Genomic DNA, 24,374 nt, shown 5'->3' with positions numbered 1-24,374 from the left:
GGTACCGACGAGCTATCATCGATCCATGCCGGCACTCAACGTGACCTTCACCGACGCGGAACTCGAGCAGCTCCGCGCATCCGCCTCAGGCACGGAGACCTCCCTGAAAGTGTTCGTCCACGATGCCGCATTGGCTGCGGCGAACGACCGGAAGCGGATGATCGCCCAACTCGCGCAGGAGGTCGCAGCGACCTCCGCCGAGCTCAATGCGCGCCTCGCGTGACCGCGTACTTCCTTGACCGCGAGGATGTCCTCACGGCCAGCGCCGCCGCGCTCGGCCACCAGCCTGCCGTCCGCGATTTCGGACTTCTCGACGCTGCAGTCGCCCGGCCGCAGAGCACCGTTTTCGGACTCGACGCCTACCCGGACATCTTCCTGAAAGCGGCAGCCCTACTGCACTCCATCGCTCGCAATCCTGCTTTCGTCGACGGAAACAAGCGCACGGCTTGGGCGTCTGCGTGGGTGTTCCTCGGCGTGAACGGCATCCGGCTCAGCCACGGTTTCGACGTGGATGCAGCGGAGGCGTTCATGAACAGCGTCGCCACGGGTGACGCGGAGCTCGCATTCGTCGCATCCGTGCTGCGCAGTTTCGCCGCGCGGGAGGAGGACTGAGGCGACACCCCCTGCATGAGTCGCCGCCTTGGTCAACCCACCGTCATCCTCAGGACCGTTCCCTACGCTGGCATCAACAACCCGAGCTCGGAGGTGATGGTCATGCAGTACAGCATCGCCATCGGGCGTGCCACCTACGACATCGAACCGGGTGTCGACATTCCTGCGCTCATGTCCGAGATCGAGTCCGCCGTCCAGGTCGGCGGTCGTTTCGTCCGCGTCCCGCTCGCCTCCGACCGGAACCTCGACGTCCTCGTCAGCCCCGGCCTGCACGTCAGCGTGGAGTCCTTCGCGAACCGGGCATTGGAGATCGTCCCGACGCTCGAGACGGAGAGTCTCTCCGGTCTCGACGAATACGATGAGTTCGGCGAGTTCTGACCCGACCGTCCTCGACGGCTATGAGCCGAGCGTCGTGCTCGGGTACTCACCGAAGCGGTTGGTGTACGAGGCGGAGAAGCGCCCGAGATGGGCGAAGCCCCATCGGTTGGCGATCTCGGCGACCGTGGCCCGCCCCGGGTCGGCCTGACGAAGTTCCTCCTGCACCCGATCGAGCCGGACACGCCTGAGGTAGTCGATCGCGGTGATGTCGTGCTCCTTACGGAAGGCGCTCTGGAGACTGCGCTGGCTCATGCCGACCGCTTCGGCCACGTCCTCCGTTCGAATCGGGAGATGCGCGTTGGCGATCATGAACTCGACGGCCGCGCGGGTCTTCCCGCCGCTCGGTACCCCGATCTCGACCGGCGCATGGAGCGCCGTGTGCGGGAAGGTCTCCAAGAGCGCGACCGCTGCCGCGCGGTTCGCCTCGGACCGCAGGAGCGCTGGACTCGCGTCGTCGTAGATGACCCGGGCGACGGACGTCACCGAGGCGGCCCAACGACGGAGCTGTTCTCCGGACGGGCGGGCCGTCGTGTCGAAGAGGATCGGGCCGCTCGTGCCCTCCACCTCGCCGGCCACCCGCTCGAGGAACGTCCCGTCGAAGTGCATCAGGTTCTGCCGGTAGTCCGTGAAGTCGAACTCGGCGAGCCGGTTGTTCGCGAACATCGCCGGCTGCCCGTGCACGAGTCGTACCGGATCACCGGCGAGATCGGTGGCGCCACTGCCGCCGGTCAACCACGAGACGATGTACTCGCCCTGCGTCAGGACCGTGCCCGTGACGTGGCCGTCGAACTGGGTGCCGCGCAGGGTCAGCTCGTCGTCGCCGATGGCGGTGTATCGAAAGGTGAAGTCGGATGCCGTGGGCTCGATGACCATCGAGCCGGCGTTGTAGGCACCGGCGAACAGCTCGCGGGCCTCATCGACGTCGCGACCTGCGACCTCGGACCGCTCGACGGGTCCCGTGTGTTCGCTCATCGTTCATAGAATCTCACGACGATCCTGAACTGTCACCCTTGACGGGGCGTCCGGACGCGGAGCAGTCCACTCGATGTCAGGCGGTCCCTTGCAGGAAGCCGTGCTCCGCGCCGAGGACGTCGGTCATCGCCGACGACGTCATGTGGGCGAAGCGGGGGAGCACCGTCGTCTCGTGGACGGCGGTCGGACGTTCGGACCACACGGTCACGACGATGAGTCCGCCCTCGGCGCGAAGCGACCACGCGACGACGTGCCGGGTGAGGACACGGACGGTGTCGCCGTCGACGTCCAGGGCGATCGCCGAGCGACTGAGCGACAGACCGCCGCCCGCCTCGGCGCTGACGTGCGAGGTCTCGAAGACGATGTCGGTCCGGTCGAGCAGTCGGCCCGTGGTGCGCGCGTCATCGAGGGCGAGGAAGTCGGGCGCACTGGAAGACCAGGTCGTCACGGTCCCACCCCCAACTGGTGTTTCGCAGATGCCCGACGGCCGGAGCTCGTCGTGGCGTTGATCGATCCGCCGGAGCGGACCCTCGGACCTAGGCCGCCGACTCGACGCGCTTCACGCCGCTGGCAGCGGGCTCCGGAACGACCCGCATGCCCTTGGCACTGTTGGCCTGCTCGAGGAGCGCGGCCAGCCATTCCCGGTTGAGTTCAGGGGCACGGCTGCCGTAGAAGGAGAACTGGAGGGGGATCATCGGGTTCAGCCAGAGCGACTGGCGTCCGGTACCGCGGCCGGGCACGGCATCGAGGTGGAACGCGAAGCTCTCGTTGCGGCGGAACTTCGTGAAGATGACCGTCTGCAGGTGAGCGAGCAGTCGGTCTTCGATCTCGTGCGGGGTCGGAGGGGTTCCGTAGAGGAGGTTGCCCATGGTCGCGCCATCCGTTCAGTCGTGGTCCGAGGAGATTCCCGGCGCCAGGAATAACGCTAGACGGTCTAGCATTCTGGCGCTCAGAACTATCCGAAATGCGCCGCCACCCGTCGTCGAGGTCCTCAACGACGGTGTGGATCAGCTCCCGAAGGCCCAGGCTTCGCGATCGCCGCGCAGTCTGGCCGCGAGCGCCGTCGCCTGTTCGTCCGTCAGCGAGGCGACGTAGTCGAGGATGCCGCGCGCCCGACCGAGGCGGCCCAGTGCGCGCGGGTCGCTCTGCGGACGACCGTCGTCGGACTCGGGGTCGGCCGGGAGCCAGTCGGGGTTGTCCGCTCGCAGGCGGAAGTAGCCGTCCGTGGCGAGTTCGACGAAGTCGAGTAGTTTCTGCGGCGCGCGCGGGCCGTCGCGCGGGTCGTCGAGCCAGCTGTCCAGTTCGGTGACGAGCACGTCGAGCACCCGCGACTGGCCGCGCTGATAGGTGGCGAAGTCCGGGCGGTCGATGACGAACCGGGTGTGGACGAACTTCAACACGGTGACGTCGTGCCACGCCTCGGGCAGGAGTGACACATGACCCGATCGCACGTTCGGCTCCTCCACGACGAGGACGGAACGCTGGAGGCGGCCGATCCAGGACGACACGAAGGATTCGATGGCGCGCTCGGTGCGGCTGGAACCGTCGAAGGGGACCGCGAGGAGTCCTTCGACGAGCTCGGTCGCGACCCGCTGGACCGACGCCCGGAAGTGCTCGTCGCTGGCGATCCACGGGTCGCGCGAGACGATCCGCCGGCGCAACAGTTCGAGCGAGTGGCCGGGTGCGCGGTTCCAGAGTTCCTCGGCGTCGAGCGCGGCGAGGGTGTGCTGGTCGCGGAGGAAGGTGCGGAACTCGACCGCCACCGCCGCCTGCTGCAGGACGCCGGCCCGGTAGAAGTCGTCGAGGTCGTGCAGGGAGTAGGCGATGTCGTCGGCGACGTCCATCACGGAGCACTCGACGGTCTGCTGCCAGGGGGCGATCGCGGTGAACGCACTGCGTGCGTCGAGCATGTCGTCGAGATCGAGGGTGTACGCGGAGAACTTCGGCGGCGCGGTCTCCCAGCGGCTTGCGGTGGACCCGCGCGGCATCCTCGTCGGGTCGGTGGGGTCGAGGTCGGGACGGTGGATGGTGCGGCCCCAGGGGTACTTGAGCACGGCGGCGCGGGAGGCCGCCGTGAGGTTGAGGCCCTCCTTCACCGTCTCGCACACGTCGAGCGCGGAGAGGATGCGGAACGACTGCGCATTGCCCTCGAAGCCTTCCGCGAGGCCGAGTCGCTCTCGGGCCAGGCGGTCGAGGACCTGCTCGCCGAGGTGGCCGAACGGCGGGTGGCCGAGGTCGTGGGCTGAGGCTGCTGCCTGCACGACGACCGGGTCGCAACCGCCGAGCCGCTCGACGATGGCGTTCTGCTCGGGATCGGTCGTGGTGAGCTGCATGGCGATGGCGCGGGCGACCGCGGTCACTTTGATCGAGTGCGTGAGCCGGTTGTGGACGACCTGGCCGATACCGGAGGGCGAGACGACCTGCGTCACGGCGGACAACCGCGCGAAGTACGGGGAGAACCGGATGCGCTCGAGGTCGACCCGGTACTCGGGGTACTCCTCGCCGGTCGCGAACCGGTCCACCGGCTCGGGGATGAGGCGCCGTCGCCGCTGGTCGTCGTCCATCCCCTCACTGTATTGGGCGGCGGGTGGGAGACTGCAGGGATGCATCCGATCGATCGACTCCGAGCCGAGGTCGCCGCGCACGAGTCGAACGCCTGGGCCCGCGAACTCGGCTGGGAACCGCTCTTCGTCGCCTCCCCAGAGGCACGGGTCCTCATCATCAGTCAAGCGCCTGGTCGCCTGGCGCAGGAGTCGGGCATCCCGTGGAACGACCCGAGCGGCGTCCTCCTCCGCTCATGGATGGGTGTGACGCCCGAGGAGTTCTACGACCCGGCGAACGTCGCGATCATCCCGATGGACTTCTACTTCCCGGGCAAGGGGACGAGCGGCGACCTGCCGCCTCGCCGGGACTTCGCACCGCGCTGGCATCCGCCCCTGCTCGAGCGGTTGACGGAGGTGCGCTTGACGATCCTCATCGGCGCCTACGCCCAGCGCGCCTACCTCGGACCGCGGGCCGGTCGCACCCTGACGGAGAACGTCCGTGCCGCGGAGACCCACCTGCCCTTCTTCCCGATCGTGCACCCGTCGCCGCTCGCGCGCGGCTGGCGCAGCAAGAACCCCTGGTTCCAGGAGGAGACGGTCCCGCTGCTCGCCGCGCAGGTGCGGGCGGCGCTCACGGCGTGAATCAGGACGGAACCCGCGGTCCCGTCTAGGCTCCATCCATGGCGGAAGCTCGAAATACTCGGAACCGGACGTTCCAGATCGTCTGCGGATGGGTTTTGGCCGCGCTCGGGCTCATGCAGGTCGGCCTCAAACTGTCGGACTGGTCCGGCTCACCGGGCGAGTGGTTCTCCGTCATCGTGGCGCTGGTGCAGTTCGCGGTGGGTGTCACGATCGTGATCCATGCCGCCCGCATACCGAACCCGCCGGAGGATCACGACGCTCCGCCGGCATCCGATCGATCGATGAAGGACACACGGTGACCGACGAACCGAACACGGATGGTGGCCTGCGCCAATCGGTCCAACCGCCGGCGCATCCGGATCCGGGTGCCGAGTCCGCGGAGCTGGAGGGTCCGGTCAGCGGGCGAGCGGCCGGGATCGGCATCACGCTCCTCCTGTTCGCGCTGCTGATCGTGAGCTGGTTCGTCCAACTCTCGTTCGCCCTGCAGGGCGAGTTCGGGCCGCCCGAGGACCGGCTGAGCGGCGGCGGCATGCTCGGTGGCTTCATCCTCGGCGCCGTGATCGCGATCGCTCCGCCGATCGTCACGCTCATCCTGCAGGCGAGGGTCCACAAGCGGACCCCTCGTCACTCGATCATCGCCGCCGTCGGGGCGATCTGCGTACTCGTCATCGCCGTGCCCGTGAACGCGGTGGTCGTCGGCCTCCAAGCCGTGAGCCTCTTGAGCGGACGGTAGGCGGCACGCACCCCCGCCGTCCCGTACGCTCCTCACATGTCGATCGCCAGGAGACGGATCATCGCGAGCGGAGCGGCGGTCGCCCTCGTTCTCGGACTGGTCGGGTGCACGCCGACCGGCTCGCCGTCCGGGCGGGAGACGGTCGTCGATCTCCTGGAGCACGATTGGCAGCACGTACCAGGCGTCGTCGCAGACGGTGATGAGCTGCGGGTGACGGCGACGGGACGGACCATCGTCGAACAGGACGGCGGTGGAGGCCAGCCGAACCCGCCGGTCGATCTCGCGGGCGTGCACCTCGAGGCCCCGGACGACTTCATCCTCAGGACGTCGCTCACGGACGTGACCGGGGATGCGACGTTGGCCGTCCTCGCCCGCCCACCCGTCATCGCCGACGAGTTCCTGATCCAGCCTGCCGGTCTCACGCTCACCCTCGACGGCGACGGTCTCCGGATCGCGGTCTTCGACGGGTCCACACCGGAGGACGTGACCGACCCTGCGCCGGTGGAAGACAAGCACGTGACGGTCACCGACCCCGAGGCGGAGCTCTCCGTGCACCGTTCCGGCGACCGACTCGAGATCGCGAGCGACGGCGAGACGCTGTCCTCGCTCCCCCTCGGCGACGTCTTCGACTCGGGCGAACTCTGGCTGGGGGTGTCGAGCGAAGAGGGATCCTTCACGGTCGGTTCCATGACCGCCACGGCACCGGCCGGTGCCTCACTTGCCGCCGCAGGTCCCGTCGCGGACGATGCGGAACCCTCCCCGGAGGGGCTGCAGGCGCTCGCCTCCAGCGCGCGGCCCGACTTCCTCATCGGTGCGGCGGCGGCGCTCGGCCCGCTCGTCTCGGACGCCGCGTACGCGGCGAACCTCGTGGGGAACGTCGGTCTGATCACCCCGGAGAACGCCATGAAGCCACAAGCGCTCTCCCCCAGGCAAGACGAGTACCACTTCGAGGAGGCCGACGCCCTGCTCGACCTCGCAGCGAGCAAGGGGATCACCGTGCACGGCCACACGATCGCCTTCAGCGAGGCGATGCCCGGCTGGATGCGCGACCTGCCCGCCGACACCGAGCCGGAGCGCCAGACCAGCGCCGGGACTCTGCTGGACTACGTGCACACCGTCGTCACCCACTTCCGTGGCCGGCTCGATTCGCTCGACGTCGTCAACGAACCGTTCGACGTCGAGCAGGGCACCCAGCTCCAGGAGAACGTCTGGTACCGCGTCTTCGGGCCGAGCTACCCGGTGATCGTCTCGCAGGCCGTGCACGATGCAGACCCGGATGTCAGGCAGTTCATCAACGAGAACGGAGCCGACGTGCCGGGTCCCCGCCAGGACGCCCTGCTCCAGCTCGCGCTGGACACGAACGAGCGGGGTGGACACATCGACGGCGTCGGCCTCCAGGCCCACGTCTACGACCTCGACACCGACGCGCTGTCGGCGGACGATCTCGCGACCACGTTCGACACCTTCGCCGATGCGGGTCTGATCGTCCGCATCTCCGAGAACGACGTCCCCGACGACGAGGGTGAGGACGTGCAGGCGGAGCAGTACGCCACCGTCCTCGCGGCGTGCCTCGGCTCGGACGCCTGCGTGTCGTACACGAGCTGGGGCGTGGACGACGCCTACGACTGGTTCATCGACGACGACGGCGACCTGCGACAGGGCCACGACCTCCTGTTCGACGACGGCGAGCCGACGCCCGCCTACGACGCACTGCGGCGGGTCCTCGCCGATTGACCGCCTATGCTGAACGCATTCCTGCGCCAACCGAGAGGAACCGTCATGCCGAACGACCCCTTTGACCGCCTCCCCGAGGTCCCCCAGTTCACGGTGACCAGCGAAACGGTCTCCGACGGCGAGGCGTTCGCCGAGCCGCAGTATTCAGGCGCGTTCGGCGTGCCCGGGGGCGAAGACGTCTCACCGCAGCTGAGCTGGTCGGGCGCGCCGTCCGAGACCAAGGGCTACGCCGTCACGGTGTACGACCCTGACGCCCCGACCGGGTCCGGCTTCTGGCATTGGGCGGTCGCGAACCTCCCCGCCGACGTCACGTCGCTGCCCGAGGGCGCCGGCACCGCGGCGGGCGACCTGCTGCCGGCAGGCTCGTTCCAGCTGTCGAACGACGCAGGCACCGCGCAGTTCATCGGAGCCGCTCCGCCCGCGGGGCACGGTGAGCACCGCTACTTCATCACCGTCCACGCACTGGACACGGATGACATCGGCATCCCTGCCGACAGCACCCCGGCGTTCCTCGGATTCAACATGTCATCGCACATCCTCGGACGCGCCACGATCGTCGCCACCGGCCGGATCGACGACTGAGCCTTCGAAGCATCCTCGTGGCGTCTGGACAGCGACCGGACGCGGGCCTCCGAGAGGCACGCCTCGCCGGATCGTGCACGGTCGTCGGAGCCGGTCCCGGCTGGCCCGTGCAGACCGTCGGTCCTCGCGGTCGGTGGTCGGCCTCCAGGCCGTGAGCGTCGTCAGCGGAAGCTAGGCGCTCGTCGCCGAGGATATGGGCGCGTCTTCGCGGGCGACGAGGTGGACGAGACGGCTATTCGACGATCTCCCAGAGCTCGATCGGGAGGCCCTCAGGGTCGTGGATGCGGACGAATCGGCCGTAATCCGTCTCCCACTCGGTTCGACGCTCGACGGCGATCCCGGCTCCCTCGAGATGCTCCGTCAGGGCGTCCAAGTCGCTCACGCGAAGGTTGAGCATGAACGGCTGGTCGTGCGCGAACGACTCGCTCGTCCCCGCGACAGGCGCGAAGACGGTCATGCCAGCCTCCTGCATCCAGACCGTTCCTTCGCCCTCCGCGCCGGCCTCGATGCCGAGATGTTCGCGATACCAGGCCGCACGCGCCGACGGGTCTTGACTGCGGAAGAACAACCCGCCGATGCCGAGAACGCCCATGGGGTGAGCTTATCGACCCGAGGAACTCCGTGACCCCGACGCAGACCGCGATCGTTTCCGAGCCACTTCCAATACGTACGCGGACGCCTCCCGGACACAGGCTGCGTCGGGCTGGTCTTTCGCCGCTCGATCCCTGCAGCCGGTCAGGCGTGCGCGGTAGCCCACATGTTCGACCATGCTCCGCATGCTGCGACTTACGCCGCGAAGCCGTGGGCTTCAACGGAGACGGTCAGGCGGCTCAGGACACTGAGCCCGCCTGGCAGTGGGAGGAACTGGCACCCGAGCTGCGCCCGACCGGCTTCCCCAAGGGTCGGTGACCGACGCCGTCCCCGGGAAGGCATCCGAAGGCCGCGACAGCGAAAGAGGCCGTTGTCGCATCGAGCCCGAGCGGCTCGCCGCGGGCCGCCCTTACAGACCGGCGATTTCAGCCGATCGCACGACGAAGTACACGAAGATGGCGACGAATGCCACGACGAGGACGACGGCGGTCCAGAACATCACGATGCGAAGCCGTCGTATCTGTGGAGATTCGCCGGGTCGATTCCAGGGTGCGCGAGCCATGGAGCAACCATAACGGGGGGTGGGTCGGCGAACACGTCATCGCGCTCGCTCCCGCCGACTCCCCACGCTGAGGAAGGTGCCGCTCAGGTCCTGCGGTCTCGAGTGGCATCGGGGACGGCAGACGCCGACGCGACGGCACGAACCACCCCGGCGAGTGTCGAGGAGGCCTGAGCGGTTGAGAGCGACCCGGACATGACACTTCGGGCGAGGGCGTCCCCGGCACCGACGACAGCAGCCAACGATGCACTCACGAGGGGTCCGGTCCAAGGCTCCAGCGCCTCGCGACAGATCTCGAGATACGCCTGCTCCGCCTCCGACCGCAGGGTGCTCAGGGTCTTCGACCCGCGGAGGGCGTCCACCACGGCCGAAAGCTCCAACCCCTCAGCGACCCAGCACGCGATGTAGGCCTCGGCGACCAGGTCGGCTACAGCATCGAGGTCCCGCGGGGCGCTCTCGAGGGCCCGGAGCAGGACGTCTCGCTGGTGGGACTCGAAGGCTCGGTAGGCCTCGGAGAACAGCCCCGACAGATCGCCGAAGTGGTCGTAGGCCACGGGCTTCGTCACGCCGGCGTGCGCGGCCACACGCGCCAGAGTGACATCCGCGAGGTCCTGCGTGCGGACGAGGTCGCGGAACGCATCGAGCAACTGCGCGTGGCGCGCATCCCACGAGAGGCGACGTTTCGGCGTCGACCTCAGGCTGTCGTCCGCGGTGGTCTCCATCCCCCGATACTATCTACTCTTAGTAAGTTACTATTGGTAGGTAACGGATCGAGAGGATCACCCATGACGCCGCGAGACACCATCGCCGCCACCGAAGGTTCGATAGAGGAGACTTCGATCGCATCCTCAACGCGCGTCTTCATCTTCGGGATCACGGGCAGGGTCGGTCGCCTCCTGGCCGCCCGACTCCGCGCGGGCGGCGTCATCGTCTCAGGCCTTACGAGGTCGTCACTGCCTGACCCCACCCTGGGCCCCGACGGAGTGACGACCGTCACGGGCGAGCTCGGGTTCGCCACCACGCGGGAGATCACGGCGATGATCTCGGACTGGGACGTCATCGTCTTCGCCGCGGGGTCGAACGCCGGAGCTCAAAGTGTGACAAACGACATCGACGACGCGGCGCTCCAGCGCGTGTCGGATGCAGTGATGGCATCACCGGGGAAACGCCTCATCTTGCTGTCCGTCCTGCCGGAGGCCTGGCGCGAGCGGCAGCTGAGCGACGACGAGGAGCACTACTTCGCCGTCAAGAAACGCGCAGAGGTCGCCCTCACCCGTCAGCCGATCGACTGGGTCATCCTCCGCCCGTCCCTGCTGACCGACGAGCCGGGCCAGGGGACGGTCGCCCTCGGGCCTGCCGAGCTCCACGACGAGATCAATCGCGAGGACGTGGCCGCGGTCCTCGAGGCACTCGTCCTCGAGCCGACCATCAACCGGCGGATCCTCGAAGTGAACACCGGGCCGACCGCCATCAGCGAGGCGGTCGGCCGCGTCGCACGTTCCTACCAGGCGTAGGCTTCCGGGGCCTGGCCACCGGGACCGGGGAAGAGCTCGTCGAGAGCGGCGAGGTCATCGGCGCTCAGCTCGATATCGACTGCTGCGACTGCGGACTCCAGCTGCTCGATCGTGCGCGGTCCGATGATCGGACCGGTCACGCCGGGCTGGTGCAGAAGCCACGCGAGACCGAGCGACGCCGAGGTCCAGCCACGCTCGGCCGCGAAGCGGTCGTAGGCGTCGAGTTGCTCCTGCTGCTTAGCACGGGCCTCGGTGATGCGGGACTCGCCCGACCGCGCGCGCTTGTCGGAGGAACCACCGCTCAGCAGACCACCGGACAGCGGCGACCACGGCAGGATGCCGAGGCCGTAGTGCTGCGCAGCCGGGATGACCTCGAGTTCGATCGAGCGCTGCGCGAGGTTGTAGAGCGACTGCTCGCTGACGAGGCCAAGGAAGTGTCGCTGTGATGCGACCTCGTTCGCCTGCGCGATGTTCCACGCGGCGAAGTTCGAGCTGCCCGTGTAGACGACCTCGCCGCGCGCGACGAGCACCTCCATGGCCTGCCACAGCTCCTGCCAGGAGATGTGACGGTCGATGTGGTGGAACTGGTACAGGTCGACCCGGTCCGTCTGCAGTCGCTCGAGCGACGCGATCGCCTCGCGACGCACCTGCCAGGCCGACGCACCACGCGCGTTCACCACATCCGAGCCGTCGTCGTTCGGGGCGACCATGGGCGAGTGGACCTTCGTCGCCAGGACGATGTCGTCACGGACGCCGGGGCGGGCTGCGAACCACCGGCCGATGATCTCCTCCGTCGCGCCACGACCGGCGCTGCCGCCATACGCGTTCGCCGTGTCGAAGAAGTTGACGCCGAGGTCGAACGCCCGGTCCATGATCGCGAACGAGTCCTCCTCGCTGGTCCGGTCGCCGAAGTTCATCGTGCCGAGCACGATCCGGGAGACCGTCGTCCCCGTGCGGCCGAGGTGCGTGTACTTCATCGTGGAGCCCTTCTCATCGTCGAACCGGGCCGCGATCCCGCGGCGCGTCGAGTGTGCCACGGAAGCCGCCCTCCACACCCCCGGCTCGACAGCGCGGCCTCGACCGGCTACAGCCCGAGGCGATACCGTGGCACGATGCTCAGCCTCACCGACGTCTGGCCGCTGTTCGGCCTAGAGATCCGCACGCCGAGACTCGTCCTGCGCCTCGTGCGCGACGAGGACCTCCCCGGACTGATCGAGGCCGCCCTCGCCGGCGTCCACGACCCCGCCGTCATGCCGTTCTCCACACCGTGGACCGACCAGCCGCGCGAACAACTCATCCGCGAGACCGCACGGCACCTCTGGACCCAGCGTGCGGGCGCGACACCGTCGTCCTGGACGCTCAACCTCGCGATCCTCCTGGACGGGACACCGATCGGTCTGCAGGATGTCGGCGCCCGCGACTTCGCCGTCACGCGGACGGTCGGGAGCGGTTCCTGGTTGACGCAGGAACAGCAGGGCAAGGGGCTCGGCATCGAGATGCGGGCCGGCATGCTCCAGTTCGCCTTCGACCATCTCGACGCCGAGGTCGCCGTGTCGGATGCTGCCGTCTGGAACGGCGCATCGCTCGGCGTCTCGCGTCGACTCGGCTATCGGGACAACGGTCTGCAACGCTTCATCGGTCGACCGGGCGAACTCGTCGAGTCGCAGGGCCTCCGGCTGCACCGCGGCGAGTTCATTCGGCCCGACTGGACGGCCGAGGTCACCGGCCTCGATACGGCGCGGTCGTCACTCCTCGGTGAACCGTCAGCAGACTAGGGCTGGCCGAGCGTTCGCGTCATCGTGACGGTGTGCGGACAGGCTCCGATGGCAGGACGAGGCTCGCGACGGTCCCACCGGGGACGTGTGCGACCGCGGGTGTGCTCCGCAGGGTCACGGAGCCGCCATGGGCCTCGGCGATCGCCCGCGCTGCCGGCAGGCCGAGTCCCACGCCCTGCACCGCCTGGTCCCGCGCGTACTCGGCCCGGTAGAACTTGTCGAAGGCCTGACGGAGTTCGTCGGCGCTCATCCCGACGCCCGTGTCGCTGACGGTCACCTCGGCGTGCCCGTCGCCCGGCTCGACGACCACGTCGACCGTCCCATCGGCCGGCGTGAACTTCACGGCGTTGGCGACGAGCTCGGTGATCGCACGGAGGACCTGCTCGGGGTCCGCGGAGACGACCGCCGCCGCGTCGGCGTGCAGTCGGATGACCGGACCCGAGATTCCCGCGGTCGCCGTCTCGATCGCTCGCGCGGCGACGTCCGTGAGGTCGATACGACTCGGCGCGACCTGGACCGTCGAGTCGGATGCGGTCAACAGCTCCTGCACCCGCCGCTCCAGCTCGACCGCGTTGCGCTGGACCACCCGCAGCGCCGGGAGCAGACCGGGGGCGTCGACCTCGGCATCGTCCATGATCAGCTCGAGGTAGCCGTGGATGGAGGTGAGTGGGGTGCGCAGCTCGTGCGACACCGTCGCGAGGAACGCCTCACGGACGTTGATCGCGTTGGCGAGTTCGGTGACGTCGTGCGCGACGATGACCGTTCCCAGATGCGTGTCGCCGTTGCGCATGACGCGCGCGGAGCTGGCGAGGATCGCCCGCTGTCGGCCGGCCTCCCCCACCCATTCGAGATGATTCGACAGCAGCTCGCCCCGCAGCGCTCTGGGGATGATCTGCTCGTCGAACGGGATGGGTGTCCGACGGTCGGCTTGGAGGACGTGTTCCCCGGCATACGGCGGGGTGTCCAGCCGGAACCCGACGGCGGCGACCATGTCCGCGGCGTGCGCGTTCGCCACGCCCAGGGTGCCGTCCGCCGTGTAGAAGGCCACGCCCGCGTCCACCGTCTCGAGGATCGATTCGGCGAGCGCCTCCGCGTCGAGCGCCCTGGCGAGCGAGCGTTCGAGCTGCGAGGCCTGCTCCTGGATGGCGTGTCGGCTCCGTCGCAGTTGGCGGGCCCCGATGTTCACGGCGACCGCGATACCGATCGTGAGCATGGGCAGCAGGGCGACATTGAGCCAGTCCACGGCGGTCTCCGGCGTGCGAGCCCGGAGGACGTAGGGAGCACTGCTGATGAACAGGGTCCCCGCCACGGCCAGGATGATCATCCGCGGGGTGAACCCGAACGCCAACCAGAGGACGGGGAAGATGCAGAGCAGGCTCGCGCCCGGAGTCACGCTGATGAGCTCGAGCCGGATGCTCGCGACGGCGAGGAGGTCGAGGACCGCGATGACGGCCATCGCGTGCGTCGGCCAGCGTTCCCAGGGCAGGAATCCCGCCAGGAGGGTGCTGATCGCCGCGAGAGCGGTGCCCGAGAGGACGGCGACCGTGAAGAACCGCTCGGGCAGGACGATCGCGACGAGGATCGCGACGATGCCGAAGGCTATCGCGAACGGGAGCTGTGCGCGGGCGAACACCCGGAGTCGGCCGCGTCGAGAGGCTTCATGTTCCAACAGCGGCATGATCGCCCACTCTCTGCAGCTCGGTCAGAGAGGACGTCGGCCGGATTCCGCGTCGATCAGCTGATCGATCGTCAATCTAGCCCATGCGCACGCGATCAGCCATCGGCGGAGGCCTGTCGGGCCCAGGCAACGAGTCTGACGGATGGATTTGCGTCAATCGGATCACCGATCGGTGGAATCAGGACCGGGCGAGCTGGGCGGTCGGTGCCACATCGGACGCCGTCGCCGCAGGCCGCCGGTCCAGGTGGATCCCGGCGATCATGCATCGGACGGAACCCCCGGCGAGTTCGATCGTCGGGACGTCCAGCGGCAGGATCCGGCAGCTGCGCTCGATGATCGCGAGTTGTTCCGACCGCAGACTCTGGACGGCGCGACTCGAGATCGCGAGGAGGCGTTCCCCCGTCGCCGAACGCAACTCGATCGCGTTGCCGGCGAAGTCGCAGACCTGTCCGTAGTCGAGATCGACGATCGTCCGTCCGTGAGCCGTCAGCCGCTCGATCACCTGATCGCGCCGCGCCGGCGAGGCGATCAGGTCGAGACCGACGAGCGCGAACTCGGTCGCCACGCCCATCATGACGTTGGTGTGGTAGATCGGGACCCCGTGGGGGTCGACCGCGTCGAAGACGAGCGGCTCGTAGCCGAAGTTGGTGCAGAACCGCTCGAGGGCGATCGGGTCGGCACGGTGGGATCGCGCGACGAACGCCACTCGCGCTGCGTGATCGAGCACCATCGCACCGGTGCCCTCGAGGAACACGTCGTCGAGCTCCAGCCCCGAGTAGTCGATGACGTCCTGCACGCGGTACTCGCGCTTCAGCATCTCGACGATGTCCCACCGGCGCTCGCGTCGGCGGTTCACCGCGTACATCGGGTAGACGGCCAGGTGCCCGCCCGCATGGGTGGACAGCCAGTTGTTGGGGAAGACGCTGTCGGGGCGGTCCGGGTCCTCATCGTCGAACAGGTGGACGCGGACGCCCGCGGCATCGAGGGCCCGCGCCACGGCGGTGACCTCGTCGAACGCCGCGTGAGCCACCCCGGCCACGGACGCCGACGGGACGCCCTCCGCCACCTGGAAGACGTTGTCGGCCGCGGTCAGCGGGTTCGGCGTGAACCGGTGCGGCCGGATGAGCACCACGGCCGACGGCGCCTGGACGGACATGTGGGACTCAGCCGACGGGAGAGAGCGCGCCGACGAGCCCGAAGAGGTCCTTCGGGTCGTCGGGGGCGGCGACGAGGTCGATCTCCTCGAAGTACTCGCTGCCGTCGACGGAGTCGCGGAGGAAGCGCAGCGCGGTGAAGTCCTCGATCGCGAAGCCGACGGAGTCGAAGAGCGTGATCTGCTCCCGCGAGGTGCGGCCGGGGACGGCACCCGTGAGGACCTGCCAGAACTCGATCACCGGGAAGTCGGGAGCCATCTGCTGGATCTCGCCCTCGATGCGGGTCTGCGGCGGGAATTCGACGAACACCTCGGCGCGATCGAGGATCGACGCCTCGAGCTCCGTCTTGCCGGGGCAGTCGCCACCGATGGCGTTCAAGTGCATGCCGGGCTCGACCAGGTCGTTCGTGAGCACGGTCGCGAGCGCCTTGTCGGCCGTGCATGTCGTGACGACGTCCGCGCCCGCCACGGCGTCGGCGGCACTCGTCCCTATGACGACCTCGAATCCGAGCGGCTCCAGGTTGCGCGCGAACTTGTCCATCGCGAGCGGGTCGACGTCCCAGATCCGCACCGTGTTGATCCCGAGGGCGGCACGCATGCCGAGGGCCTGGAACTCGGCCTGGCTGCCGGCGCCGATGAGCGCGTGGACGCTCGAGTCGGGACGGGCGAGGTGCTTCGCGACCATGCCCGACGTCGCGGCGGTCCGGAGGGCCGTGAGGAGCGTCATCTCGGCGAGGAAGGTGGGGTAGCCGTTGTGCACGTCGGCGAGGACGCCGAACGCCGTGACCGTCTGGTAGCCCCGGGCGGGGTTGGAGGGGTGGCCGTTCACGTACTTGAAGGCGTACGTCTCGTGGTCGCTCGTCGGCATGAGCTCGATGACGCCGAACGGCGTGTGGCTCGCGACCCGCGGGCTCTTGTCGAACGACGGCCAGCGGCGGAAGTCGGCCTCGAGGTAGCCGATCATGCCGGCGATGATGCGCTCGGGACCTCGGTCTGCCGTCCAGCGGACCATGTTGCGGACATCGACGAAACGCGTCATGACGTTCCCTTCCAGACGAGTTCGGGCTCGGAGCCGACCGGAGCGGACCACTCGCGGTTGCTTCGAGCCTAGGTTTCGACGATCTGCACTTTCCATTCCAGACATGCACGATTTGTGCACAGGTTATGCACAATGTGAGTAACTCGGTTGTACATTATGTGCATGGCTGCGCTGGACGATCTGGACCGGAGGCTGTTGGCTGCGCTCCGAGCCGACGGCCGTGCGTCGGTCGCGAGCCTGGCCCGGTCGCTCGACGTCGCCCGGGCGACCGTGAACAGCCGTCTGGAGCGGCTCATCTCCTCCGGCACGGTGGTCGGGTTCTCGGTCCGGGTGCGTGACGAACTCGATCCCGGCACCATCCGCGCGATCGCGTTCATCGAGGTCGAGGGTCGCACCACCGATCACGTCATCCGCCAGCTCCGCGGCTTCCCGGAGATCAGCGCGCTCCACACCACCAACGGCGGGTGGGACCTCGTCGCGGAACTCCGCACCGAGACGCTGACCGACTTCGACCGCGTGCTCGGCGGGATCCGACGCATCGAGGGCGTCGTCAACAGCGAGACGAGCCTCCTGCTGAGTTCCGTCCTCCGCTGACGACCCGCCAGGGTCGACCCTAGAGGCGCGGGTCGATGGGCTCGGACTCCATGGCGAGCACGCCGAAGACGGCCTGGTGCACCCGCCAGGTCGGTTCACCGGCGACGAACCGCTCGACCGCCTCGACACCGAGCGCGTACTCACGCAGCGCCATCGACCGCTTGTGGCCGATGTCCCGATCGCGCAGGCGCTCGAGGTTGTGGGGCTCCGTGTAGTCGGGACCGTAGATGATGCGCAGGTACTCACGGCCCCGCACCTTGATACCGGGCTGCGCGAGCGCCTTCTCACCACGGACGAGGCCGGCCACGGGCTTCACCACCATGCCCTCACCACCCGCACCGGTCAGCTCCTCCCACCACGCGGTCGCGGCGTCCTCGGACGCCGACGAGGTGAGGTCGACCTCGATCGAGCGGGTCCGGCGGATGAGCTCCGGGTCGGCGTCCGCGAGGCGGTCCGCCACCGAGAGGTGCCAGGCGTGGTCGCGGCCCAGGTGGCTCGTACCGGTCGAGGCGAGGAGCTGGAACGGCGCGAGCTGCACGCCCTCCAGACCGTTCGAGGGCGCGGTGTACGGACGGTAGGCCGCGACGTAGGCGTCAGCGGCCTCGGCCCGACGGCGCGTCCGCTCGAGCAGGTCCGAGACGTCGACACCGGTCGACGACGCCTGCTCCAGCACGCGGACGGCCGCCGGGAGCGCTGCGGTCGCGGCAGCTCCCACCGAGGCGTACTGGTCGCGGATCAAACTCTCCGCCTTCACCGACCACGGCAGCAGCTCGCTGTCGACGAGCATCCAGGAGGCGTCGAGCTCCTTCCAGAGACCGGCTCGCTCCACGGCGGCGTCGAGCCGGGTGAGGAGCGTCTGCGTCGTCGCATCGTCGAAGAACGGCCGACCGGTGCGGGTGTGGACGGTTCCGCGCCACCCCGCGGGAGCGCCGAAGGGTGCAGGATCACGGGTGAGCAGTACGACGGCACGCGAGCCCATGTGCTTCTCCTCGCAGACCACCCGGTCGAGCCCCTCCCGGCGATACGCCTCGAACGCCTCAGCGGGGTGCTCCAGGAGGTCCTTCCGCTGCGAGGTGCTCGGCGGGCTCATCGTCGGCGGCAGGTAGACCAGGCGCCGAGGGTCGATCGCGAACCTGCTCATGACCTCGAGTGCGCCGGCCGCGGCGTCCTCGCGGATGCCGACCCGGCCCGAGACGCGCGTCTCGACGACCTGCTTGCCGAGGACGTCGTCGATGCGCAGCAGCCCGGGATCCCGCTGCTCGCCGGCGGGACCGGTCGGGCGGCCGAGCGGCACGACGGGTTCGTACCAGACCTGCTCGGCCGGGACGTCGACGACCTCGCGCTCCGGCCACCGCAGGGCACTCAACTTGCCGCCGAAGACGCAGCCGGTGTCGAGACACATCGTGTTGTTGACCCACTCGGCGTCGAGGGTCGGCACGTGGCCGTAGAGGACGGTCGCCTTACCCCGGTAGTCCTCCGCCCACGGCAACCGCACGGGCAGGCCGTACTCGTCGGTCTCCCCCGTGGTGTCGCCGTACAGCGCGAACGACCGGACCCGCCCGGAGGCGCGTCCGTGATACTGCTCGATCAGGCCGGCGTGCGCGACGACGAGCTTCCCGTCGTCGAGGACGAGGTGCGCGACGAGCTCGCGGCAGAACCGCTCGACCTCGGCCCGGAACTCCTCCGGCTCCTCGGCCAGTTGGGCGAGCGACTCGGCGAGCCCATGGCTGGTCTGCACCCGTTTGCCCTGCAGCGCGCGGACGAGCTTCGACTCGTGGTTGCCGGGCACCGCCAAGGCATGCCCCGCGCCGACCATCCCCATCGCCAGCCGCAGCACGCCAGGGGTGTCCGGCCCGCGGTCGACGAGGTCGCCGAGGAAGATCGCGCGGCGGCCCTCGGGGTGGGCGGCGTCGATCGGTCGGCCCGCCAGGTCGCGCTCGATCACGTACCCGAGCTTCGTGAGCAGCGTCTCGAGCTCACTCCTGCACCCGTGCACGTCGCCGATCGCGTCGAAGGGACCGCGCTCCTGACGGCGGTCGTTGAGCAGCGGCTCACGCACGAACGACGCCTGCGCGATCGCCTCGACGCCGGAGAGCACGTGGACCTTCCGGAAGCCCTCTTTGCTGAGGTGCCGCATCGACCGACGCAGTTGGTCCTGCTGCCGGGTGATGACGGCCGCGCCGAACGAGCGGTCCTCGCGGGCCTCGTTGCGCTCGATGCAGACGCGCTCCGGGACGTCGAGCACCACGGCGACAGGGAGGACGTCGTGGTTGCGTGCCAGATCGATGAGCGACTTGCGCGAGGCCGGCTGGACGTTGGTCGCGTCGATGACCGTCAGGAGCCCGGCGTCGAGGCGGCGTGCGGCGACATCGCGAAGTGCGGCGAAGGCGTCCGCGCTGGCGGCCTGGTTGTTCTCGTCGTTGGAGACGAGCCCGCGGAAGAAGTCGCTCGACAGGGTCTCGAACCGGCCGAAGTGCGTGGCGGCGAAGGTCGACTTGCCGGACCCGCTCACGCCGATGAGGACCACGAGCGACAGTTCGGGGATCGGCAGGGCGGCGGGGGTGTGCTCGAGGTCACTCATGCGATGGCCTTCCGGAAGATGGCGAGCTGCGTCGGCGAGCCGAGCTGCGGGTCGACGTCGCCGACCGTGCGGTGCTCGACGCCGTAGCCGTACCGCTCGGCCGCAGTGGTGCACCAGGTCGCGAACTCCTGACGGTCCCACTCGAAGCGGTGGTCCGGGTGCCGGAACGAGCCCGCCGGCAACGACGGATACAGCGCGTTGTATTCGCGGTTCGGCGTCGTGATGATCACGGCTTCGGGAGCAACAGCACCGAAGATCGAAGCCTCGAGTGCATCGAGGCGCTCGGCGTCGATGTGCTCCACGACCTCCATCAGCACGATCGCATCGAGTCCGCGCAGCCGGGTGTCGGCGTAGGTCGCCGAGGACTGCAGCAGCTGGACACGCTCACGGGTGCGGTCGCTCGCGTCGCGGAGCCCGAGCCGCTGCGACGCGGATGCGAGCGCGCGTCCGGAGACGTCGGTGCCGATCACCGTGGTGACGAGGGGATCCGCCAGCAGTCGCGTGAGGAGCGCACCCTCGCCGCACCCGACGTCGGCGACCGACCGAGCCCGCACGACGGTGAGCGCCTGCAGGACCGCCTCGGCGCGCAGGCCGGCGAGCGCCGGGGCGCGCTTCGTCCGCGACGCGGTGGCCGCGTCGTCCCCGTCGGCACCGTCGGTCCGCGCCTCCGGGTCCAGCTGCGACTGCGCATCGGTGACCATCCGCGACTGGTGCGCGAGATACCGCTTGGTGATCAGGTCCCGGTCGGGGTGATCGGCCAGCCACCCCTCGCCGGCGCGGAGGAGCTTGCCGACCTCGTCGTCGGAGACCCAGTAGTGCTTGGCGTCGTCGAGCACGGGCAGCAAGACGTAGAGCTGGCGGAGCGCGTCCGCGAGGCGGAGATCACCGGTCAGCTCGAGGTCGACGTATCGCGAGTCGCCCCACGCGGGGACCGTCGGGTCGAGCGGGATCACCCGTTCGACGACCTCCCAACCGAGCGGGGTGAAAAGTCGCGTCGCCAACCGGTCGAGGCCTCGCGACGGCACCGCTGCGACCGTGATGGTCAGGGGGAGCGCCGCAGCGGCGAGCTCGGGGTGCGACTCGCTGCGTCCGGTCATCGCACTGCGGAACACCTGTCCGAGCGCGACGGCGACCATGGACGACGACGCGTACGGCCGGTCGTTGACGTACTGCGAGAGCGACGCACCGTCACCACCGCCGAAGCGTTTCTGTCGGACGAGCGCGATCGCGTCGACCTCCAGCAGGAGCGCGACGGTGCACCGCTCGTCGGTCGCCTCCGGGTAGAAGACGTGGGCGCGACCGACGCTGAGGTCGAAGCTCTGCGCGCGTGCCGGATGCTTGCGGACGAGGTGTCCCAGGTCGGCGGCCGAGGGCGCAGTCGAGGTGATGGTGACGAGCACTGGTCCATCCGTCCGTTCGGCGGCGAGGTTCCTGAAAGCCTAGCGGCGGTCGTCGTGCGTGCGTGAGTCGCCCGGATCTGCATGGAATTCAGCGATCTCCGTGCAGATCCGGGCGACTCGGGGCCGGCTGATCAACCCCCGAACAGCTTGCCGAAGAACCCCTTGCGCGGCTTCCAGCCTGCGGCGGTCAGGGCGTCGATCACGGGCTGCTTGACCTCGTCGGTCGTGAACTCGTAGCCCATGAACTGTCCGGTCGTCGTGCCATCGCGGTCGGTGGACTGCGAGATGGGCGCGACGCTCCGCCCGAAGGAGAAGGACTTCTGCGGCCCGGACTGCCAGGTGCGCTTCGTCGAGAGTCCGTCGACGCCGAGCGTCGTCTTCGAGGAGGACGACTGCTCGTGGAACTCCCACTCGCCGTCCTCGGGGTGCAGCTCGACCCGCAGCTCGTACTCGGCACTGAACATCCCGGCGCCGATGAAGCCGAGCCAGCGCTGGTCGGCGTAGCGCCAGTGCGCGACGATCCCGTCGGGTGTCGGGTCGTAGATGAAGGGGAGTTCTTCGCTGTTGAGCGCGAGGATCCGGGCCTGGGCGTCGCGGAGGTCGAAGGTCATGGGGCGAGTCTAGGCAGGCGGACCGCTCGGCGACATGGGGACAGCTCCCCGTCACCCGGCTCCCCTACGCTGGCCGGGTGAGCGAATCCATCCTGACCCAGAACGTCCTGACCGTCATGAGCTACAACATCCGCACCGCTGTCGCCCAGCCCGGTCACGAGTGGGTGGACCGTGCACCGCTCGTCTCGCAGGTCATCGCCCGCAACGCTCCGGACCTCCTCGGGCTGCAGGAGGTCCGCGAGCATCAGCTGCACGACCTGCTCCCGGGCCTCGCCGAGTACGACTGGTTCGGGCAGGGCCGTGACGGCGGTTCGGCCGGCGAGTACGGACCGGTGTGCTTCCGCCGCTCGCGGTTCGAGCAGCTCGACGCCGGCGAGTTCTGGCTGTCGGACACCCCCGATGAGCCTGGCTCGAACACCTGGCCGTCACTGCACGCGCGGTTCGTCACCTGGGTCAGGCTCCGCGAGCGCCGCACCGGCGATGAGCTCGTCTTCGCCAACACCCACCTCGACCACGAAGGTACGCCGCACGGCGACGACGTCCGGACGCGCAGTGCGAAACTGATCGCCGACCAGTTCTCCGGCGTGGACGTGCCCGTCCTCCTCACCGGCGACTTCAACACCGAGCGTGGATCGGCGGCGCACGACGCCCTGGCGGACGCCGGGTTCGTCGACCTCTCGCCGGTCGAGAGCGACGGCATCGGCACGTTCCAGGGCTACGGTCCCCAACGTCCCGGGAACGCACGCATCGACTGGGTGCTCGGCCGTTCAGGCAGCGTCGCGCCGCACACCCGACTGGAACCGATCGAAGCCCTCGTCGACGAGCAGGAACCCACCTCGGAGGCGAGCGACCACTTCCCCATCCTCATCCGGGCGCAGCTCACCCACTGACGGCGGCGCGTCTCGGGCACGCGCGCGAAGAGCGGTGGATCAGCCGTCGGAGGCCGTCGGCGCGAGCCGGAGGAGGACCAGCCCGACGATCGACGGGAGGAGGGGCAGCGCGGCACCGAACACCGGGTCCACACCGGTGAGGAGCGAGCCGCAGAGGGCGCCCGTCACGAGCAGCACGATCGCGCCGATGCGGATGAGGTGGTGGTCGTGGACGCCGTCGGCGAGGCTCTGCATGAGACTCGTGAGGGTGCCGGTCACGAAGGTGGTCGTCACGCCCGACCGCTCGATGCGTCGCGCGACGGCCGTCTGCCCCGCCATCGCGAGCGTGGAGAGCGCGATGAGGGCGCAGATCCCGGGCGTCGTGCGCAGGTCGGAGGACACGATCCATCCGATGAGGACGCACGCCTGCGCGACCACCGCACCGCCGAGGACGAGGACGAGCCGGTGCTGTGGCGCCTCCGGAGGCCGTCCAGAGGTGGCGACGAGCCTCGTGAAGCGGAAGGCCAGGAACGTCCCGACGGAGAACAGCAGCACGGCGACCGTCGCCCCGAGCAGGACCTCGGCGAAGTCCGGTCGGCTCGTGAGTCCGGCCAGCACGAAGTTGCCGGTCATGTTCGCGGTGAAGACGCCGCCGAGCTGGAGGAACGCGAAGGCGTCGGTCGCTCCGGCCGCGAACGAGAGCACGAGCGCCATCGCCGCGATCATGCCGGCCCGCGTCCGACGCCGGGTGGTCGTCAGTGTCGGGTCGGTACCGCCGGTCTCAGTCACGTGCACATCGTCCCACGCCCGCTCGCCCATCTTCGGGCGAACGGCGCGTCAGGCGAGGAGGTCCGCGAGGAAGGTCAGCTGCGCCTGCTGCTGCACCGGCCCGCCACCCTCGTGCCCGTTGTACGGGTAGACGGCGATGTCCTTCTGCGTGCCCGCGTAGTGGTTGAACGCCGCGTACACCGTCGAGGGCGGACACACCGCATCGCAGAGCGCGACGGAGAACAGTGCGGGGGCGGTCGCGCGGGCGGCGAAGTTCGTCGCGTCGAAGTACGAGAGCGTCCGGAACACCTCCTCCTCGTGACCACGTCGGCTGATGAGGTACGTCTTCAGCTCGGCGAAGGGGCTCGCGTCGGTGATCTGCAGGGCACGACGGAAGTGCGACAGGAACGGGACGTCGACGAGCGCCGCCGCGAGTCCCTCGCAGAGCCCGGCCGCGGCGAGCGCGATGCCGCCGCCCTGGCTCCCACCGGCGACGACGACCCGGGCGGGGTCGACCTCCGGGAAGCTGCGCACCGCGTCGACGGCGAGCGCCGCGTCCGTGAAGACCCGACGGTAGTAGTAGGTCTCTGGGCTGTCGAGCCCGGCGCTCATCTTGCCGGCGACCTGCGGACCGCTTCCGAACGGGTCGGCCGTCGCGCCCGGCAGGTTCGCGCTCCCCTGGCCGCGGGTGTCCATGACGAACACGGCGTAGCCCGCGGACGGGTGCATCGTCCACTGGTGGGCGAGCCCGCGACCGCCGCTGTACCCGATGTAGTGCACGATGCACGGGAGCGGCTCGGTCGCGCCCGCCGGCCGGATGAACCAGCCTTTGATCGGGTCGCCGCCGAATCCGGAGAACGTGACGTCCTCGACGACGAGACCGGTCAGCTCAGGGTCGGATCGTTCGCGCACCGTCGGCTGGGCGAGGGCGTGGGCTTCGGCGAGGGTGTCCGCCCAGAACGCGTCGAAATCCGGCGCCTCCTCGCGGTCGGGCCGGTACTGCTGGAGCTGGGCGAGGGGGAGGTCGAATTGCGCCACTGGTCACC

General features: G+C 69.2%; 27 protein-coding genes and 1 pseudogene. 13 read left to right on the top strand and 15 right to left on the bottom strand.

All coding sequences use genetic code 11. The features are described 5' to 3' along the window. Window positions 1-25 precede the first annotated feature (25 nt). The 3 genes from BWO91_RS00415 to BWO91_RS00405 all read left to right on the top strand — a co-directional run bounded on the left by BWO91_RS00415 (window position 26) and on the right by BWO91_RS00405 (window position 990). A complete protein-coding gene (locus BWO91_RS00415; RefSeq protein WP_071261931.1) occupies window positions 26-223 on the top strand; it encodes an antitoxin Phd in 198 nt (65 codons plus the stop codon). Then, window positions 220-612, top strand: coding sequence for a type II toxin-antitoxin system death-on-curing family toxin (locus tag BWO91_RS00410; RefSeq protein ID WP_064293967.1), 393 nt, complete (start codon window positions 220-222; stop codon window positions 610-612). Before BWO91_RS00415 ends, BWO91_RS00410 begins: the two co-directional genes overlap by 4 nt. Before the next feature lie 102 nt (window positions 613-714). Beyond that, window positions 715-990 carry a hypothetical protein gene (locus tag BWO91_RS00405; protein WP_139205466.1) on the top strand — a complete coding sequence of 92 codons (276 nt, stop codon included), beginning with the start codon at window positions 715-717 and terminating at the stop codon, window positions 988-990. A gap of 18 nt (window positions 991-1,008) precedes the next feature. Here BWO91_RS00405 and BWO91_RS00400 read toward each other — a convergent pair whose 3' ends face one another. The 4 genes from BWO91_RS00400 to BWO91_RS00385 form a co-directional block, all read right to left on the bottom strand. After that, window positions 1,009-1,962: a helix-turn-helix transcriptional regulator gene (locus tag BWO91_RS00400; RefSeq protein ID WP_079000460.1), complete on the bottom strand. Its 954-nt coding sequence runs from the start codon at window positions 1,960-1,962 to the stop codon at window positions 1,009-1,011. 76 nt (window positions 1,963-2,038) lie between these two features. Further along, window positions 2,039-2,410 carry a hypothetical protein gene (locus BWO91_RS00395; protein WP_064293970.1) on the bottom strand — a complete coding sequence of 124 codons (372 nt, stop codon included), beginning with the start codon at window positions 2,408-2,410 and terminating at the stop codon, window positions 2,039-2,041. 88 nt (window positions 2,411-2,498) lie between these two features. Beyond that, window positions 2,499-2,831 carry a hypothetical protein gene (locus BWO91_RS00390; RefSeq protein WP_064293971.1) on the bottom strand — a complete coding sequence of 111 codons (333 nt, stop codon included), beginning with the start codon at window positions 2,829-2,831 and terminating at the stop codon, window positions 2,499-2,501. 138 nt (window positions 2,832-2,969) lie between these two features. Continuing rightward, entirely contained in the window at window positions 2,970-4,526 is a 1,557-nt protein-coding gene (locus BWO91_RS00385) for a deoxyguanosinetriphosphate triphosphohydrolase family protein (RefSeq protein ID WP_079000458.1), read from the bottom strand. 39 nt (window positions 4,527-4,565) lie between these two features. Here BWO91_RS00385 and BWO91_RS00380 point away from each other — a divergent pair, with 39 nt between their 5' ends. Genes BWO91_RS00380 through BWO91_RS00360 form a run of 5 tightly spaced genes read left to right on the top strand, consistent with a single transcriptional unit; the run spans window position 4,566 to window position 8,196 of the window. Continuing rightward, the gene (locus BWO91_RS00380; RefSeq protein WP_079000456.1) at window positions 4,566-5,147 is read left to right on the top strand and encodes a uracil-DNA glycosylase family protein; all 582 of its coding nucleotides are present in this window, start codon (window positions 4,566-4,568) and stop codon (window positions 5,145-5,147) included. A 38-nt stretch (window positions 5,148-5,185) separates the two neighbouring features. Then, window positions 5,186-5,446, top strand: coding sequence for a hypothetical protein (locus BWO91_RS00375; RefSeq protein ID WP_153303329.1), 261 nt, complete (start codon window positions 5,186-5,188; stop codon window positions 5,444-5,446). After that, window positions 5,443-5,880: a hypothetical protein gene (locus BWO91_RS00370; RefSeq protein ID WP_079000452.1), complete on the top strand. Its 438-nt coding sequence runs from the start codon at window positions 5,443-5,445 to the stop codon at window positions 5,878-5,880. Before BWO91_RS00375 ends, BWO91_RS00370 begins: the two co-directional genes overlap by 4 nt. A gap of 36 nt (window positions 5,881-5,916) precedes the next feature. Beyond that, window positions 5,917-7,614 carry an endo-1,4-beta-xylanase gene (locus BWO91_RS00365; protein WP_079000450.1) on the top strand — a complete coding sequence of 566 codons (1,698 nt, stop codon included), beginning with the start codon at window positions 5,917-5,919 and terminating at the stop codon, window positions 7,612-7,614. A 45-nt stretch (window positions 7,615-7,659) separates the two neighbouring features. Then, window positions 7,660-8,196 (top strand): YbhB/YbcL family Raf kinase inhibitor-like protein, encoded by a 537-nt coding sequence (locus BWO91_RS00360; RefSeq protein ID WP_079000448.1) that lies wholly within the window; start codon window positions 7,660-7,662, stop codon window positions 8,194-8,196. Between the two features lie 232 nt (window positions 8,197-8,428). Here the strand turns inward: BWO91_RS00360 and BWO91_RS00355 are convergent, their stop codons facing one another. Beyond that, window positions 8,429-8,788, bottom strand: a complete 360-nt coding sequence (locus BWO91_RS00355; protein ID WP_079000446.1) for a VOC family protein — start codon at window positions 8,786-8,788, stop codon at window positions 8,429-8,431. Window positions 8,789-8,899: 111 nt separating this feature from the next. Here BWO91_RS00355 and BWO91_RS20515 point away from each other — a divergent pair. Then, a pseudogene (locus BWO91_RS20515) lies at window positions 8,900-8,995 on the top strand (putative immunity protein); the annotation flags it as partial. 437 nt (window positions 8,996-9,432) lie between these two features. Here the strand turns inward: BWO91_RS20515 and BWO91_RS00350 are convergent. Then, window positions 9,433-10,068: a TetR/AcrR family transcriptional regulator gene (locus tag BWO91_RS00350; RefSeq protein WP_079000444.1), complete on the bottom strand. Its 636-nt coding sequence runs from the start codon at window positions 10,066-10,068 to the stop codon at window positions 9,433-9,435. 63 nt (window positions 10,069-10,131) lie between these two features. Here BWO91_RS00350 and BWO91_RS00345 point away from each other — a divergent pair, with 63 nt between their 5' ends. Then, on the top strand, window positions 10,132-10,860 hold the full coding sequence (locus BWO91_RS00345; RefSeq protein WP_079000442.1) for an NAD(P)H-binding protein: 729 nt from the start codon (window positions 10,132-10,134) through the stop codon (window positions 10,858-10,860). On the opposite strand, the gene BWO91_RS00340 is transcribed toward BWO91_RS00345, so the two are convergent. Further along, the gene (locus tag BWO91_RS00340; protein WP_079003771.1) at window positions 10,848-11,837 is read right to left on the bottom strand and encodes an aldo/keto reductase; all 990 of its coding nucleotides are present in this window, start codon (window positions 11,835-11,837) and stop codon (window positions 10,848-10,850) included. The genes BWO91_RS00345 and BWO91_RS00340 overlap by 13 nt on opposite strands. Before the next feature lie 135 nt (window positions 11,838-11,972). On the opposite strand from BWO91_RS00340, the gene BWO91_RS00335 reads away from it, so the two are divergent. After that, complete coding sequence (locus BWO91_RS00335) at window positions 11,973-12,635, top strand: GNAT family N-acetyltransferase (protein WP_079000440.1); 663 nt, start codon at window positions 11,973-11,975, stop codon at window positions 12,633-12,635. 19 nt (window positions 12,636-12,654) lie between these two features. Here the strand turns inward: BWO91_RS00335 and BWO91_RS00330 are convergent, their stop codons facing one another. The 3 genes from BWO91_RS00330 to BWO91_RS00320 form a co-directional block, all read right to left on the bottom strand. Then, window positions 12,655-14,313: a sensor histidine kinase gene (locus BWO91_RS00330; RefSeq protein WP_167620407.1), complete on the bottom strand. Its 1,659-nt coding sequence runs from the start codon at window positions 14,311-14,313 to the stop codon at window positions 12,655-12,657. A 178-nt stretch (window positions 14,314-14,491) separates the two neighbouring features. After that, window positions 14,492-15,469, bottom strand: a complete 978-nt coding sequence (ctlX, locus tag BWO91_RS00325) for a citrulline utilization hydrolase CtlX (protein ID WP_079000436.1) — start codon at window positions 15,467-15,469, stop codon at window positions 14,492-14,494. A gap of 7 nt (window positions 15,470-15,476) precedes the next feature. Further along, complete coding sequence (locus BWO91_RS00320; protein WP_064293980.1) at window positions 15,477-16,505, bottom strand: ornithine cyclodeaminase; 1,029 nt, start codon at window positions 16,503-16,505, stop codon at window positions 15,477-15,479. A gap of 162 nt (window positions 16,506-16,667) precedes the next feature. Between BWO91_RS00320 and BWO91_RS00315 the strand changes: the two genes are divergently transcribed. Further along, window positions 16,668-17,099, top strand: a complete 432-nt coding sequence (locus BWO91_RS00315) for an Lrp/AsnC family transcriptional regulator (RefSeq protein WP_064293981.1) — start codon at window positions 16,668-16,670, stop codon at window positions 17,097-17,099. Between the two features lie 19 nt (window positions 17,100-17,118). Here BWO91_RS00315 and BWO91_RS00310 read toward each other — a convergent pair whose 3' ends face one another. The 3 genes from BWO91_RS00310 to BWO91_RS00300 form a co-directional block, all read right to left on the bottom strand. After that, entirely contained in the window at window positions 17,119-19,680 is a 2,562-nt protein-coding gene (locus BWO91_RS00310; protein ID WP_079000434.1) for a polynucleotide kinase-phosphatase, read from the bottom strand. After that, complete coding sequence (locus tag BWO91_RS00305) at window positions 19,677-21,080, bottom strand: 3' terminal RNA ribose 2'-O-methyltransferase Hen1 (RefSeq protein ID WP_079000432.1); 1,404 nt, start codon at window positions 21,078-21,080, stop codon at window positions 19,677-19,679. Before BWO91_RS00305 ends, BWO91_RS00310 begins: the two co-directional genes overlap by 4 nt. Before the next feature lie 131 nt (window positions 21,081-21,211). Next, window positions 21,212-21,691 (bottom strand): hypothetical protein, encoded by a 480-nt coding sequence (locus BWO91_RS00300; RefSeq protein WP_079000430.1) that lies wholly within the window; start codon window positions 21,689-21,691, stop codon window positions 21,212-21,214. A 77-nt stretch (window positions 21,692-21,768) separates the two neighbouring features. On the opposite strand from BWO91_RS00300, the gene BWO91_RS00295 reads away from it, so the two are divergent. Further along, entirely contained in the window at window positions 21,769-22,581 is an 813-nt protein-coding gene (locus tag BWO91_RS00295) for an endonuclease/exonuclease/phosphatase family protein (protein WP_079000428.1), read from the top strand. A gap of 39 nt (window positions 22,582-22,620) precedes the next feature. Here the strand turns inward: BWO91_RS00295 and BWO91_RS00290 are convergent, their stop codons facing one another. Together BWO91_RS00290 and BWO91_RS00285 are read right to left on the bottom strand one after the other, a co-directional pair. Next, window positions 22,621-23,349 (bottom strand): YoaK family protein, encoded by a 729-nt coding sequence (locus BWO91_RS00290; RefSeq protein WP_167620406.1) that lies wholly within the window; start codon window positions 23,347-23,349, stop codon window positions 22,621-22,623. A 48-nt stretch (window positions 23,350-23,397) separates the two neighbouring features. Further along, window positions 23,398-24,366 carry an acetylxylan esterase gene (locus tag BWO91_RS00285; protein ID WP_071261950.1) on the bottom strand — a complete coding sequence of 323 codons (969 nt, stop codon included), beginning with the start codon at window positions 24,364-24,366 and terminating at the stop codon, window positions 23,398-23,400. Window positions 24,367-24,374: the final 8 nt, after the last annotated feature.

Origin of the sequence: Plantibacter flavus (assembly GCF_002024505.1) — a bacterium.
Taxonomy (GTDB): Bacteria; Actinomycetota; Actinomycetes; order Actinomycetales; family Microbacteriaceae; genus Plantibacter; species Plantibacter flavus_A.
This window is presented reverse-complemented; position numbering and strand designations above follow the sequence as displayed.